General features: G+C 41.4%; 14 protein-coding genes and 1 tRNA gene. 4 read left to right on the top strand and 11 right to left on the bottom strand.

The window, feature by feature from the left end:
• Positions 1 to 22: 22 nt before the first annotated feature.
• Positions 23 to 208: a hypothetical protein gene (locus V7L01_RS05770; RefSeq protein WP_298906380.1), complete on the bottom strand. Its 186-nt coding sequence runs from the start codon at positions 206 to 208 to the stop codon at positions 23 to 25.
• 372 nt (positions 209 to 580) lie between these two features.
• Positions 581 to 1,030 carry a CAAD domain-containing protein gene (locus tag V7L01_RS05775; protein ID WP_335032748.1) on the bottom strand — a complete coding sequence of 150 codons (450 nt, stop codon included), beginning with the start codon at positions 1,028 to 1,030 and terminating at the stop codon, positions 581 to 583.
• A 712-nt stretch (positions 1,031 to 1,742) separates the two neighbouring features.
• Between V7L01_RS05775 and V7L01_RS05780 the strand changes: the two genes are divergently transcribed.
• Positions 1,743 to 2,630 carry a DUF2382 domain-containing protein gene (locus V7L01_RS05780; RefSeq protein WP_335032750.1) on the top strand — a complete coding sequence of 296 codons (888 nt, stop codon included), beginning with the start codon at positions 1,743 to 1,745 and terminating at the stop codon, positions 2,628 to 2,630.
• 400 nt (positions 2,631 to 3,030) lie between these two features.
• Entirely contained in the window at positions 3,031 to 6,177 is a 3,147-nt protein-coding gene (locus V7L01_RS05785; protein ID WP_335032752.1) for an MFS transporter, read from the top strand.
• Between the two features lie 296 nt (positions 6,178 to 6,473).
• On the opposite strand, the gene V7L01_RS05790 is transcribed toward V7L01_RS05785, so the two are convergent.
• The 3 genes from V7L01_RS05790 to V7L01_RS05800 all read right to left on the bottom strand — a co-directional run bounded on the left by V7L01_RS05790 (position 6,474) and on the right by V7L01_RS05800 (position 8,979).
• Positions 6,474 to 7,454 carry a 2-dehydropantoate 2-reductase gene (locus tag V7L01_RS05790; RefSeq protein ID WP_335032754.1) on the bottom strand — a complete coding sequence of 327 codons (981 nt, stop codon included), beginning with the start codon at positions 7,452 to 7,454 and terminating at the stop codon, positions 6,474 to 6,476.
• 30 nt (positions 7,455 to 7,484) lie between these two features.
• Positions 7,485 to 8,003, bottom strand: a complete 519-nt coding sequence (locus V7L01_RS05795) for a GNAT family N-acetyltransferase (RefSeq protein WP_335032756.1) — start codon at positions 8,001 to 8,003, stop codon at positions 7,485 to 7,487.
• A gap of 106 nt (positions 8,004 to 8,109) precedes the next feature.
• Positions 8,110 to 8,979 (bottom strand): inositol monophosphatase family protein, encoded by an 870-nt coding sequence (locus V7L01_RS05800; protein WP_335032758.1) that lies wholly within the window; start codon positions 8,977 to 8,979, stop codon positions 8,110 to 8,112.
• A gap of 353 nt (positions 8,980 to 9,332) precedes the next feature.
• Between V7L01_RS05800 and V7L01_RS05805 the strand changes: the two genes are divergently transcribed.
• On the top strand, positions 9,333 to 9,503 hold the full coding sequence (locus tag V7L01_RS05805) for a hypothetical protein (protein ID WP_335032760.1): 171 nt from the start codon (positions 9,333 to 9,335) through the stop codon (positions 9,501 to 9,503).
• Between the two features lie 64 nt (positions 9,504 to 9,567).
• Here the strand turns inward: V7L01_RS05805 and V7L01_RS05810 are convergent, their stop codons facing one another.
• The 3 genes from V7L01_RS05810 to V7L01_RS05820 form a co-directional block, all read right to left on the bottom strand.
• On the bottom strand, positions 9,568 to 10,173 hold the full coding sequence (locus tag V7L01_RS05810) for a PEP-CTERM sorting domain-containing protein (RefSeq protein ID WP_335032762.1): 606 nt from the start codon (positions 10,171 to 10,173) through the stop codon (positions 9,568 to 9,570).
• Positions 10,174 to 10,405: 232 nt separating this feature from the next.
• Positions 10,406 to 11,146, bottom strand: a complete 741-nt coding sequence (locus V7L01_RS05815) for a cobalt-precorrin-6A reductase (protein ID WP_335033173.1) — start codon at positions 11,144 to 11,146, stop codon at positions 10,406 to 10,408.
• Positions 11,146 to 11,565: a DUF1636 family protein gene (locus V7L01_RS05820; RefSeq protein ID WP_335033175.1), complete on the bottom strand. Its 420-nt coding sequence runs from the start codon at positions 11,563 to 11,565 to the stop codon at positions 11,146 to 11,148. The genes V7L01_RS05815 and V7L01_RS05820 overlap by 1 nt, the downstream gene beginning before the upstream one ends.
• Before the next feature lie 352 nt (positions 11,566 to 11,917).
• On the opposite strand from V7L01_RS05820, the gene V7L01_RS05825 reads away from it, so the two are divergent.
• A tRNA-Val gene (locus V7L01_RS05825) sits at positions 11,918 to 11,991 on the top strand.
• A gap of 43 nt (positions 11,992 to 12,034) precedes the next feature.
• Here V7L01_RS05825 and V7L01_RS05830 read toward each other — a convergent pair.
• The 3 genes from V7L01_RS05830 to V7L01_RS05840 all read right to left on the bottom strand — a co-directional run bounded on the left by V7L01_RS05830 (position 12,035) and on the right by V7L01_RS05840 (position 14,082).
• Complete coding sequence (locus tag V7L01_RS05830) at positions 12,035 to 12,184, bottom strand: hypothetical protein (protein ID WP_335032764.1); 150 nt, start codon at positions 12,182 to 12,184, stop codon at positions 12,035 to 12,037.
• 72 nt (positions 12,185 to 12,256) lie between these two features.
• Positions 12,257 to 13,300, bottom strand: coding sequence for a phosphatase PAP2 family protein (locus V7L01_RS05835; RefSeq protein WP_335032765.1), 1,044 nt, complete (start codon positions 13,298 to 13,300; stop codon positions 12,257 to 12,259).
• Between the two features lie 137 nt (positions 13,301 to 13,437).
• Positions 13,438 to 14,082, bottom strand: a complete 645-nt coding sequence (locus tag V7L01_RS05840; protein WP_335032766.1) for an HMA2 domain-containing protein — start codon at positions 14,080 to 14,082, stop codon at positions 13,438 to 13,440.
• Positions 14,083 to 14,128: the final 46 nt, after the last annotated feature.

The raw sequence follows: 14,128 nt of genomic DNA on the forward strand, positions 1-14,128 counted from the left end.
CTTGCAGTTATTATTGATTGGGTTATTTAGTGACTTGTTCGTTGGTTGGCTGAATTTTTAGCTGAAAATATCGTCCCTCTCTGCCAAAACCGGGAACAATATCTATAACGCCAAAGTATTCCATAAATACCCCAAAAATGGCGACAAGGATGATGAGAACGGTGATGTTTGCTCCAGTATTAGAGCGCTGTCCTACGAGTCTAGGCATTTTTTCCCTCTTATTTATTGTTGTTTTTTTATCGCCAAGCTTGCTGTAAAAATCAGATAAGGTTGTTTACATCATTATTAATTGGACTTATCTATCTATCTGCCGCCATCTGCCATCGCTCAGTTTTTTGTTTAATAATAAATTCCACAAAAAATATGAGCATTTTATTATTTGGATTTCCCTTAGCAGTGGTTTGAGCCATTTTAATTAGCGCTCGTACTGGTGATGGGGCGACTTAGTTTAACGCACACCCCTATATATCTGTACAACGATCGAGTAAAAAGCCGAGTTTTACTTGAGCACAAGTATTTCAATAACACAATATATGGCGAAAAACAAAGTTTTTCATTCGCCGCTATACTGTAGTTAGCTCTAAGTCTGGGATTCTTGTCTGCCTAGAATTTGTTTTTTAAGCAAACGAATTTCTCCTGCTAATTCTTGCCGAGTAGAATCTTTAAGCAAATAGCGAAAAGTAAACCAAATTGTGTAACCCAGTCCAATGAACTGTAGAATTGGAGAAACTAATGGAATACCATTTATTGCGTTCAGTACTGCGAGAAATATTCTCAGTGTCGTAACCGTTATCACAAGCAAAGCAAAGCTGATAATTGGTAGTTTGTATTCTTGGTAAAACCTACCTATGTACTCAGGTAGTTGTGCCAAAAATGTAGAAATCTGTCTACCAATTCTTTGCCATTGTTCTTCAGTTTCCGAGGCAGGCGGTAACATTGCCAAGTTTGTAGCCTCTGAACCTTTAAGTGCTTCTATCCGGTTTTGGGAGGCAGCATCGACGTATTGCTGTTGCTCTAATTCAGTTTCCATAATTCTCTCCTAATTTTCTGCAATGAGAATAGTTTTAAAGTTTAGACTTTGTTGCTATCAACTTTGGCAACGGTTGCTTTAATAATTACATTTTTAACGCTTTTTATTTCCTTAACGATGAACTTTTGACTCTATACAGTTTCATGGCGGCAGTCAACAATGATAACAGCAGACTCTTCACTGTTGTTATCAAAACTCACTGTTTGACGAACTCGTCGGTTGTTACCTGCGGAGGCATCATCAATAATGAAATCCTCAATTCCTCGCCGTTTGAGAATCGCTTCCGCACGCTTACTCTCAGTAGCATTACCTTTAATTATTACTAAGTGAGCGGCTCTATTGAAGCGATCGCTTAATTTATTAGGGCTTTGATAAGATTAACGCATTTTCATATTAGTTTATCATCAATCTCTTGGAGTAAGTTTTTTTTCTCTAGACTGAGATCGGAGTTTCAACTCAAACAATAAGCGCTAACAAAATATCAAGATATTTGATTTAAATGTAAGGTTTTAAGAAATTTACTTAGCTGAAACTTCTGATTACATATAAATTTAGCTGAGTTTTCATCTGACATTTCCGGCTAGAAAGTAGTCACGAAAATGCTAGAACATAGTCACAAAATATTAATTAAAAGAGCTTGTCCAAAAATTTTATCTAAATTGAATGTGCTAAATTATAAAAAAGAAACAGCACGTTTTTAAGGAACAGAATAATGCCGCTCCAAAAAATAAGTGAATTTGATACAGACTACCGGAATGCTATTCAAGGTAACGACATCAAAGGAATGGATGTATATGTTCAGGGAACTGATGAGAAGATTGGCACAGTAAATGATGTTGTAGTAGACGACCAAGGAGCATTCCGTTATTTAATTGTTGACTTAGGCTTTTGGATTTTTGGTAAGAAAGTATTACTACCAGTAGGGAAATCGCGTATTGACTCTAGAGCAAACCGTGTATATGCTGTTGGGATCGCAAAAGAGCAAGCGGAAAATTTGCCTGAATATCAAGAACACACAGCGCTTGATTACGACTATGAAGAACGGGTGCGTGGAGGATATCGCACACCGTCTGTAGAAAGTTCGGGTGCGGTAGCATCGACAGATGGTCGTACTGCTCCGACTTACGATCGCAACAACTACACATATGCAGACGACGCGGATCTGTATGATGTCAACGCTCATGAAGACCAAACCTTCAAACTCTACGAAGAAAGGCTGGTTGCCAACAAACAGCGCCGGAAAACTGGAGAAGTGACAATTGGCAAGCACGTTGAAACAGATACTGTAAGAGTTTCTGTTCCAGTGGAAAGAGAGCGAGTCGTGATTGAGCGAGTTACTCCTCAAGACGCAGGCGAAGTTGTGTCGCCTCAAACAGCTAACTTCCGCGAGGGCGAAGTAGCTCGGATGGAAATTTATCAAGAAGTTGCTGATGTCCACAAAGAAGCTTTTTTACGGGAAGAAGTCAGAGTGCAGAAAGTTGTAGACAAAGAAACCGTTGAAGTTGAAGATACCATTCGACGTGAAGAGTTAGATGTTGATGCTGATGGTCGTACTATTGAGGAAACAACTGGTAATAAGTTGCCCAAAGACCGTATTTAAGAAAACTGCTTTTAGCCTTCATCGCTTGTCAGACAGCACAGAAATTCTAGGCTGAGTCTGGAATCTCTTCAAGGGTTTTCGGCATTTTTGCGATCGAGCAAATGTATTTGCTTTCTATATGGGTTCGCAAGAGTTGTAGAGATCCCCAATTAGATTTAATCTACTGATTTAGCCACAGGAGAGACTTCTTTAAATCAGAAAGCGCCAAGTCTGCGTTGGCCGAACTTGTCGGCACGTTTTTTCTGACGCTTGCTGCACTCTCCTCAGCAAACTGGCATCTTTCACATATCATAGCCATCCTGACATCTTCCAATCCGTGATGGCTTTGAGATATTGTCCTGATTAAGTTCTTTTTTTCGCAAGTGGCAATGTCTAATTGAGATCGAACAAGGAAAATAGAATGTTTACAATTGCAGATTTTACACTGTTTGGTTTAGCACCGATGACAATGGCTCAGGAAGTTTTAACTCCAGAACAAGCATCGCTTGTTTTTTCTGGGCCGAAATTTTTGGTGGCGTTACTTGCTGGTATATTGATGGCATTTGCTTTTCAATTGCTATTAACAAACTTCTCGGTAGCTGTAGGAATTTCAGCTTTAGGCGGTAACGAAAGTTCTGATGAATCTGAAAGCTTGGGTGGAACGATTCGCAAAGTTGAAACAGCGGTCGGTCTTTGGGCGCTTGTTACCGCAACCATTGCCTTATTTGGTGCTTGCTTTTTAGCGGTGAAACTCAGCTTAATTGATAGTGCGCTCTTAGGAGCGATTATCGGTGTAGTCATTTGGTCTGCCTATTTCACAGTCATTATGTGGTTAGGTTCGAGTGCAGTCGGCTCCTTGATTGGTTCTGTTGTTAGCACTGTTACAAGTGGTATGCAAGGAATCATGGGTACAGCAACTGCGGCTTTGGGTGCTAATGCTGCTAAAAGTCAGATGGTTTCTACAGCTGAAGAAATCACCGCCACCGTTCGTCGGGAACTCACATCAGGTTTTGATGCTGATAGTATCAAAAATACATTACAAAGTTCTTTATCCGGTGTACAGTTACCGCAGCTGGATACCAAACAAATCGGCTCTCAATTTCAGAAGCTGCTCAAAGAAGGAGACTTACAATCAATTGCTGATAGTAACTTACTAAAAAATGTTAATCGCCAGACTTTTGTTGATTTAATTAGCTCTCGCACAGACTTTTCCAAGTCAGATGTTAATCGGATTGCAGACCAATTGCAAGGTGCTTGGAATCAAGTTGTGAAAGGGGCAAATCCCACAGATCAAATAATTAATTTACTTCAACAAGCATCACCAGAAGAATTGCAACCTGAAAAACTAGTTGAAAAAATTCAGCAATTAGCAACAGTTGGAGGTGGAAATGGTAAGCAAGGCAATGGAATAGTTAAGAAAGCTATTGAAGTTGGCTTAGGTGCGGCTTTACCTGCGGTGATGAAGCGGGTTGACTTTGCACAAATAGATGTAGAAAAAGTTGCTCAACAGCTACAAAACTTGTCAGGGAAAGTTCAGGAAGTAGATGTTGATAAAATTACACAACAGTTGCAACAACTTAAAGACCAAGCAACCCAGCAAGCAAGTAAGCTTAGTAGTTCTGTAGCTGAGAAATTACCTACACTTCCAAATAATACTGTCAAGACAGATATAGAAGAATACATCTTGAGTTCTTTCCCTTGGCACTTTAACCGCATCACAATCCAAGAGGAATTTAAAGAAGTCATCTTTGACCCGAATGCTAATCCAGGAAATGTCAGACGGGAATTGGAGGAATTAAACTTAGAGTATTTTGCTAACTTGCTCAAGCAACGGGAAGATATCAGCGAAGCAAAAGTCAAAGAAATTTCTGAGCAGATGGAAAGCATTCGCACGGAAGTTTTAAAAACTGTCAAGCAGGCAGATACAACCGAAAAATCACAAAATCTTCGCACCCGTCTAGAAGATTATCTGCGTTCAACTGGGAAGGAAGAACTCAACCCAGAAGGTATTGAGCGAGACTTGACGAAGTTGCTAGAAGACCCAGAAAGCGGCATTGAAGATTTAAGTCAGAGATTTTCGGAAATTGACCGCGATACTTTGGTGAAGTTACTAGCTGACCGCGAAGATATCTCAGAAGAGGAAGCTAATAATATTGTTGGTCAATTTGAACGTACTCGCGATCGTGTCTTAGGTCAGGCAAAAGAACTGCAAGAGCAAACCAAAGCAAAAGCTGATGAGTTGCGGCAAAAGGTAGAAGAGTATCTGCGTAATACCAATAAAGAAGAACTCAATCCTGAAGGTATTAAGCGCGATTTTGTCACACTGTTAGAAGACCCACAAGCCGGAGTCTCCGCCTTAAGAGTCAGATTATCACAATTTGACCGCGATACTTTGGTTCAATTATTGAGTCAGCGGCAAGATTTGAGCGAGTCACAGGTAAACCAAACCATCGACCAGTTGCTCACAGTCCGGGATAACGTTTTGCAAGCTCCGCAAAAAGCCGCCGAGACAGCAAAACAGCAGTACGAAAAAACCACGAGTACTATTAGTGAATATCTCCGCAATACCAACCTGGAAGAACTCAACCCTGAAGGTATTCAACAAGACTTGCAAAAATTATTGGCTGACCCCAAAGAGGGCGCTGATGCACTTAGAGAGCGGCTTTCACAAGTAGATAGAGAAACTTTAGTCAAGCTGCTGACGCAACGGGGAGACTTGAGCGAGGAGCAAGTAAACCGCACCATCGACTCAACAGAACAAGCTATCAATAATATTGTCAAAGCACCGCAACGCTTGGCAAACCGTGCTACTCAAAAAGCGCAGGAATTTGAAGCTTATCTAGAAAACTATCTGCGTAACACTAATAAAGAAGAACTCAACCCGGATAGTATCAAGCGCGATTTGCAATTGTTGTTGTCTTCTCCCCGTGTTGGTGTGTCTTCTTTAGGTGAGCGTGTTTCTAAATTCGACCGTTCTACACTCGTAGCTTTGTTGTCCCAACGTGAGGATATTTCAGAAGAAGAAGCTAACCGCATTGTGGATCAAATCGATTCTGTGCGTAACTCGATTGTCGAACAATATCAGCAGATTCAGTCAAAGGTGCAATCGGCACTTGATGGTATTTTCGACTCTGTTCGCAACTACCTCAACTCGCTAGATCGTCCCGAACTCAATTATCAAGGTATACAGCAAGATTTTGCTAAAGTGTTTGACGATCCGCAAGCTGGATTTGAGGCTTTGCGCGATCGCCTATCTTCAGTAGACCGTGATACCCTAGTTGCTGTACTCAGTTCGCGTGAAGATATTTCTGAAGCGCAAGCTAACAAGATTATCGACAAAATCGAAGGCACACGGGATAGCGTACTGCACCAAGCCGAACGCATCCAGCAAGAAACTCAAAAACGCCTCAGTGCAATCAAAGAGCAAGCACAAAAGCAAGCAGTTGAAACCAAAAAAACTGTCGCAGGTGCTGCTTGGTGGTTGTTTAACACAGCTTTTGTTTCTTTGGCAGCTTCCGCTATAGCGGGAGCTTTGGCTGTATCAGGTTTTGACCTATTTGGTTACTGACTTTTCACGGCATCTGGAAAACCTCTCTCTAAATCTCTCTCCTTTAAGGAGAGAGACTTTGAATTTCCCCCTTCCCGCATCGGGAAGGGGGTTAGGTTTTTCGTGGACTTTTCCACATAACGTGAAAAGTCAGATTTGGTTAAGAGTTCTACGAATTCATACTTAAGCCTCTGTATTAAGAGGCTTTCTTATCTAAACTTGATTTAATTACCTCAAATTTTCGCCTGTATTAATTAGGAATTATAAATTAGTATAAATCTTCATAATGATAACAATCCTCATTATGAGAATTGCTGTCAAATCTTTAGTTTAGTCGCCTCTAGCAGCTTGACGCTGGCATAAATAGCATCAATATAAGGTGTGGGAATTTGAGTAAGTTTTCCCAATTCTGCCACCGCACCTACAATAGCGTCTATCTCCGTAGCGCGTCCAGCTTCAATATCTTGTAGCATTGAGGTTTTATGAGCGCCAACATTTTCTGCCCCATTAATTCGCTGTTCCAAAGTGATGCCAAACTTTATACCCAAGTTTTCTGCGATCGCTTGAGTTTCAGTCATCATTTGCCGCGCTAGTTCGCGGGTGAGGGGATAGCGACAAATATCCTCTAAAGTAGCGCCAGTCAGGGCACTGATCGGATTAAATGCCACATTTCCCCACAACTTGATCCAAATTTCCGTGCGAATTTGATTGCGGATTGGGGCTTTGAATCCTGCCTGTTTGAGAGTTTGTGCTAATAATTGGATGCGTTCTGTTTTAGTGCCGTCGATTTCACCGAGAGTAAAGCGATCGCCTTCAATATGCTTAATTACACCTGGTTCAACTATCTCAGTTGCTGGGTAAACAACGCAACCGATAGCGCGTTCAGCACCGATACTAGCTTCAATAATCCCATCTGGGTCAACAGATTGAATCCGCGTACCTTCATATTCATCACCATGCCGACGGAAATACCACCAAGGAACGCCATTTTGGGCTGTCACCACCATCGTGTGAGCATCGTAGAGTGAAGGGAGAAAAGGTGCGATCGCAGGTAGACTGTGAGCCTTCACAGTTAAAATTACTATATCTTGTGGCCCCGCTGACTGAATATCGTTAGTTGCCAGAGACGGAATAGCAATTTGGCTAGAACCATCTGCCATCAGCAACTTCAGCCCATTTTTTTGAATCGCCTCCAAATGAGAACCACGCGCAATCAGCGTCACTGCTTCACCAGCCAGTGCCAGTTTTGCTCCTAAATATCCACCAATTGCACCCGCGCCAACAATACAGATTTTCATTTTGTCAAAAGAATCTGAATTAATTATCTATTAGGGTTTGCGGTACTGTACTTCGTGGTCGGATTCATCTTGGTTAGACTCAATATTTTGGAAAAATGCCGATCTGACAAATCCCAGATTATGTAGTAAGGCAATAGAACGGTGATTTTCTACATCAACGTCAGCGCGAAAATCAAGATTTTGGTATGTCTCAACTAAATAATTCATCATCCACTTCAACGCTTCGAGCGCATAACCTTTTCCCCAGAAATTAGGGAAAAGCACATATCCAAGTATTGCACTATTATCTATAGTAATTGTTGCTTGAACATATCCAACGTAGCATTTCTCTATAAGAGAGTAGACAGCCCAGTTCAACCAAATCTCGGTTCCATCTGGTGATTGACGACGTGCCAAAACCATGTAGCGATCGCGAAGCGATTGAACGCTTTGTGGCGGCACATCTTCAATAAAGTTGTATATACTCGTACTCTGTAATGCATCAAAAAGCAGTTCGGCATGATATGGTTCTAGTGGTTCTAAACAGAGTCGTTGAGAGGACATTTTCATTTGTGAGCCAGTTACTTACGAGTCTAGTTTCAAAATGCAAAAACCTTATTATGCGACAACTTTCCCGAACAAAAGTACATTACAACAGTACCCGATATTGTAACCCTCAAACAACTAGGCTTTCCATCGCTGACAGCAGGTGTTGATGAACAGATTTTGAGGCAGCTACGATTAATCCAGGCAGACTATAGTTTTGACAAGTATGCAATGGCGGTAAAGTCGAACCGTCCAGAGTAGTCACAATCCAGCCAGCCTCTTTCGCAATAAAAGCGAGTGCAGCACTATCGAGAAATTTGCCAGATTTGACAACTGCTCCACTCAAGTCGCCACTTAGAATACCATTGAGATTGGGAATTTGAATATCACTAGAGTAATCAGCCGCTATATCGATTACTTGATATCGATCTTTTAGTAAATGGGCAATCGAATTCATTCCCCATCCCAACAAAATAGCAGGTTTGGCGGATGTTATGTCTAACGGGCCACAGGCTTCTAAGTCCATTTCCAGAGTCCCTTTAAAAGCACCTTCGCCTCGAAGGGCGTAAAAATAAATGTTTTGGGCAGGGGAAATGGCAATTACTGCTTCAAAGTCATCCGAATTTAGAATACCCAGAATAATTTGGTAATTAGAATGTCCATCCATGTAAAACTTCGTGCCATCAATCGGGTCGAGTGTGACTAAATAATCACCTTCTGAACCGAGTTCGGTAGCGCGAAAATATTTAGTGTTATTAGAACTTTCATATTCTTCACCATAAAAGCGAATATCTGGGAAAGTTCCCAGTAAAACTACTTCTACCAGATTTTGAATAGCCACATCTGCATCAGTAAGTGCAGCACTAAAAAAGTTGTTTCCTTGCTCTTTGGCAGGAAGTGCAGCAATTTTTGGTTGAAGAAAATGGGCATAGGCTGCTGCTACTTTGAGATGGGGGAGTAAAGTCTCCAAAATTAGTCGAGTAGTTGGTGTTGTGGACATTGCAGCAAACTCCTTGTAGAAATAATCTACCGTTGGCAGGGCGATATTATTCTATATCTAGACAAAATTACGGTATCATATGGATGCAATGATACCACCGTTGCTATATTACTCTAATCTGTATGTCTCAAAGAGCCTATAGAGAGATCGCAATTTTTATCACAGTGTACGCACCTCATTTTCCTTATGAAAAAGTTTGATGCTACGAAAAAGATGATTGCAGTAGTTAAAATAGTAGGAACATAGTAGAAAACTTTCGATCTCAATCCCTAAAAGGTAATATTAGGAATCCAACTAGAGTCTTGCTAAATATAGTCAAAACAAAAACCTTATCTAGCAAACTTTAAGTCAGCTTGGCTTTACAAAAATCAAATGGGATTCCTATCGAGTTAGGTCAACCAGAGGCTTTTTTGGAGGTCATAGCCATGATGGGAATATATTTGTTTTTAGTTTGCTGCTTTCTTTGGCTAATTGGTTTAGCACTTTTGGCGGAATTTTTCCTTTATGAAGAAGAGCAACAGTAGTAAGGGTGAGCAATGAACTCCTTCACTCTCTTGAAGGAGTGATTGTGAGTTTTTATTGATGGTTTTAGGAAACTTTTTCGAGCTTCTTGTGGGTGAATTTGGATAGCTTGCTACGTTTGAGTGCTGAAGGTGCGCCGAGAGTGCCGACGACGAGTAAGCTAAGGATAGAGCTGGGTTCAGGCACAGTGATTATGGTTGCAGAAAAACTAATGGGTAACTCACTATCTTCCAATCCCAAATTTTCAAAACCTGGTATGATTGGCGGCGCAGAAAAAACCTCTAAATAACCTGGTGTCGGTAAAAAACTAGCGAAAAATGGACTAGAATAGTTTCCTGCCGAAGTGGAATACCCAAAACCGTCACCTGTTAACTGCTGAGTATTAAGACTAATTAAATTGTCAACATCAAAAGGTTCGTTTCCCGGTATTGGAGTCTCGGCGGCTTGCAGACCAGTAATTGTTTCACCATTTCGTGTACCAGTAATTCCAGTAATTAGGTAAAAACCCAAATCGTTAGGGGTGTCATCAGTGATGAAAGTACCACTCGCAGCTATGCCAGTACCAGAATAATTCCAGTTCCAACTTAAAGCAGAGGCGGCTGGCATTGTCCCGAAAACTAATCCAAATGTGGTGATGAGGGCTGTGGCAGTAGCAACTGTTAGATTTTTCATAGAGGTTGTTAGTGCGATCGCTTTTAGCACACCAAGGGCGATCGCGGATCTTCTAGAGGGTTCCCGTGTATTATACGAAAATTGGGAAAGGTAGTATTATTTGGGCAAGGATAATTCAAGAAGCATAAATTCAATCTGTTCGCTACCAAGATAGAAGTGGTACAGCAGATGCCTCTATTGATGCGGTAGTCGGTTTTTCCTTGTCCGATCGGTAGCTTCTGCCATTGCACAATTAGTGCAACTTGTCAAATAGCCATGCCAAAGCACCATCAACATCAGTAACCTGCTCCCCTGGCGGTATGGCTGGACGATTTACCATAACAATCTTCACGCCCAGTTCTTGCGCTGCAATAATCTTGGGCTTTGTGGCATCGCCACCGCTATTTTTACTGACTATGGTATCAATCTTGTTATGAATCAGGATTTGTCTTTCATTATTGAGGGTAAAGGGCCCGCGATCGCACAATACCACCCCTGGCGGCACTAAAGCATCATCGGTAGGAGGGTCAATCATCCGCATCAGAAACCAAATTTTCTCTAGGCGAGCAAAAGCGGCGAGTTCTTGCCTCCCAACCGTCAAAAAGACCCGCTGTGCCTGGTTTGGCAGAGATGCCGCTGCTGCTTCAACGCTGTCAACTTCAATCCAGCGATCGCTACTTCCTTTTTCCCAAGGCGGACGAATTAACATCAAACGGGGTACTCCGACTTCGGTTGCAGCATCTGCCGCATTAAAGGAAATCTGAGTAGCAAAAGGATGGGTTGCATCAATTAATAAGTCGATTTGCATTACTCGCAGATAGCTAGCCAATCCAGCCACACCACCGAAGCCTCCAACTCGTAAATCGCCCAACGGAACAGATGGTTCGCGGGTGCGGCCAGCAAGAGACGTGATTGCTTCTAACCCTTGGAGATTCGCCACTCTGGCAGCTAGTTCTGCGGCATCTCCCGTCCCGCCCAGAATCAAAACGCGCATCATTGAGATAAAGGTGGAATTTTTGCCAAAATGCCTTTTTTCAGCGCTTCCGGACGCTCTGACCAAGGTAATAAACCATCAGCTTTTACATAGTATTGAGCAGCACATTCTAGTACCGCAGATGCACTACCATCAACGGCTAAATCACCAAATAAATATGTTAATTTTCCTTTGGCAGCAAAAGCAACTACACAGGAACGATTACAAGCACTCATGCATTCAACTTCCTGGATTGGGAATTCATCTCGTAACTCCCAATCTTGTGCAAGCTGCTGAAGTTGGTGTAGAAGTTTTTGACCACCACTTTCACCTAAGCGTTTTCCATCTTGCCAAACGCTAGCACAAGTTTTGCAAACAAATAAAGTATGGTCAGCAACATTCAAGGGGCTAGCTGGAGAAATATTTTCAGTAGTAGTCATCTGTACCTCGCAGATATGGGGAACTGATAAATCTATTTCGGCGGGCATCCTGACTCACTCAATTTGAGATTTTCGATTACTTAGTTCCTTAATCTCAAATTGGTTCACAGTTGCTCCCAAGGGCCGGATTTGCACCGAACTTTAAGAGTTACCTCTGGTAGCTGCTCCCCACCAGAACCGAATAACCTTATCGATCATACACTAGGGTCATCTAAGAAAAGAATATTACCAATGCTAGAAACCCTGTTTTTGCTACAGGTGGAAGATGTTAAATCATACAGTTCGCCTGATTTGGGTATTTATCTTGCTCGATCGCAGAAGTATATGCTAATATCAATAATTGTGTGGTTAAGGACGTATAGCTCAGTTGGTTAGAGCGCTACGTTGACATCGTAGAGGTCACTGGTTCGAATCCAGTTACGTCCATTTTTCTTTTACAGTGACTAGATTATTTGTCGTTGGTGACTAATTAACTGTCGTCAAGACAACTTAGTGCATCAAAATCCATTGATAGGTATAGTTTACCATTTTCCCTATTCGTGCAACAACCAACGGCTTCATAAGTTGTGCGATCGCAGGGTTCCAGTAAACTTTGAATTACCTCTAAGAAAGTCGGCACAGTAAAACCAAACTGTGTGCATAAAAGTAAATTCAGGATACCGTATTTTCAAAAGAGCCGCACCGTAATTATTTACGCCAACCTACTTAGCTTGACTTGGGCTTCTTCTGAGAGTTGCTTCCTAGTAACCTCCAAGCTAAGAATACAGACAATCAACCACAGTAAACCTGCCCCGTAGCCAGCTGTCACATCAGTTAGCCAATGTACTCCAAGATAAAGCCGACTGAAACCAATCGCAGCAATTAAAACAATAGTCAAGCCATAAATCCAAAAGCGCCATTCAGGAAATTGCTTTGCCAGAATATAGCCGATAAAACCGTAAATCACTATTGAAACCATTGCATGGCCGCTGGGGAAACTGTGTTGACCCACTTTAATAATATGTTTCCACAGTGCTGGACGCGCTCTACCAAATAATAGTTTCATTAAACAATTTAGCAAGGTTGCGCCTACTCCAGCTATACCCAAGATAGTTGCTTCCCGACGACGATTATAATATAACGGACTAATTGCCAGCCCTAAAGAAGATAAAAGTATTACTAGTGGATCGCCAAGAAAAGTGATACTAACCATGATGCGATCGCGTAGTGGTGTATGCAGTTTCTGAATCAAGAGCAAAATGGCTTCGTCAAGATTATATGCATACAACAGTCCGGTGACGCATACAAGAGCGCCAACAGCCCCCAATACCGGAATAAGTTGACTACCTGTTTGGTTTAATTGTCGCTGCATGGATATTTGAGGAAGTACGGCTGAATCAAATATGTTTCGATTATTACTCCTAACGGAAGCAGTATTTTCTTTAGTGACTGCGGTAGAAGGAAGTGATTTACTGCTTTTTTGCCGATAATCTAAGAGGATGTCTTGAATTAGGAGAGCGATCGCATTTAAACTCTTATCTGGAGTAAAAATAACAAGCACATTCCCTGTGTAACTATTAGCACTAGCTCGCAAGATTATTTTCTGCTCTAATAATCTCGATTCAAGGTATCTTTTAAAAGCTTCTGAATGATAAAGTCCATTTACCTTATATCTAGCTCTTCCTTTAACAGCAGTATGTATTGGTTGAACCCAATGATTTTCATTGAGAAGTTCATCGAAATAAGCTGTACCCATTTTTTTTTGATTGGTAATAGGGACATTTGGACTGGGGGCTAGGGAAGAGAGATTTTCATGGGTTCTGAGGGAGCGCAGTTATTTCAAGGCTACTTACTCTTAACCATCAATAATATTAATGGTCACTGTATTGGCAACTACACAGCCTTAACTTCCCTCAAAGGTTGCAGTTGTAAAGGCTGGGACTTCACCTCGTCATTGCCGCGCAATCGCCATCGCTTGTTGGGCAAGATAAACATGGTGGCAGATTTTAGCCTCTTAATTATGCTTCTTGAGGTAGAAAGTATCCGTTCCCAAACGTCTGTTCTAACCCTTCGATACACAATAACATTACGTGCTTGGTTGATTTTGCGTGTACTATCAATTAAGTTGATTAGAGCGTCAAAGATAGTCCCTATGATTGATTTGGTCGTTACCTCTTTTGGCAAAACCACATTTTGGGCAGTTTGAATTAGACTGACCAGATGCTCGCGCATTTGATTATCTGAAATTACACCTACTTGATAATTGATGACGATGGATGCAGCTTTCGGGTTAGCACGAACATTTGTAACCTTAGTGTCGGATTCTATCACCAATTTGAGTTGATTAGCATACTCAGGATCTTTGGCTAATAGAGGAATCCGAAAACGAATGCGTCCAGGTATTGCATGGACAATGCTATATAATATCTTTTTAGATGGTGCTGTTTTATTAGCTACGCTTTTAGCTACCTTTTTTGATGGTAAACGCAGATTAAGGCTAAAATTTTTGTCAGAATTAGACCGTTTCATAGAAGTCATAAGAACAATTTTTATTTTAATAAATAAAAAGCAAAAACGACGCTTA

The organism is Nostoc sp., assembly GCF_036917095.1.
GTDB lineage: Bacteria > Cyanobacteriota > Cyanobacteriia > Cyanobacteriales > Nostocaceae > Nostoc.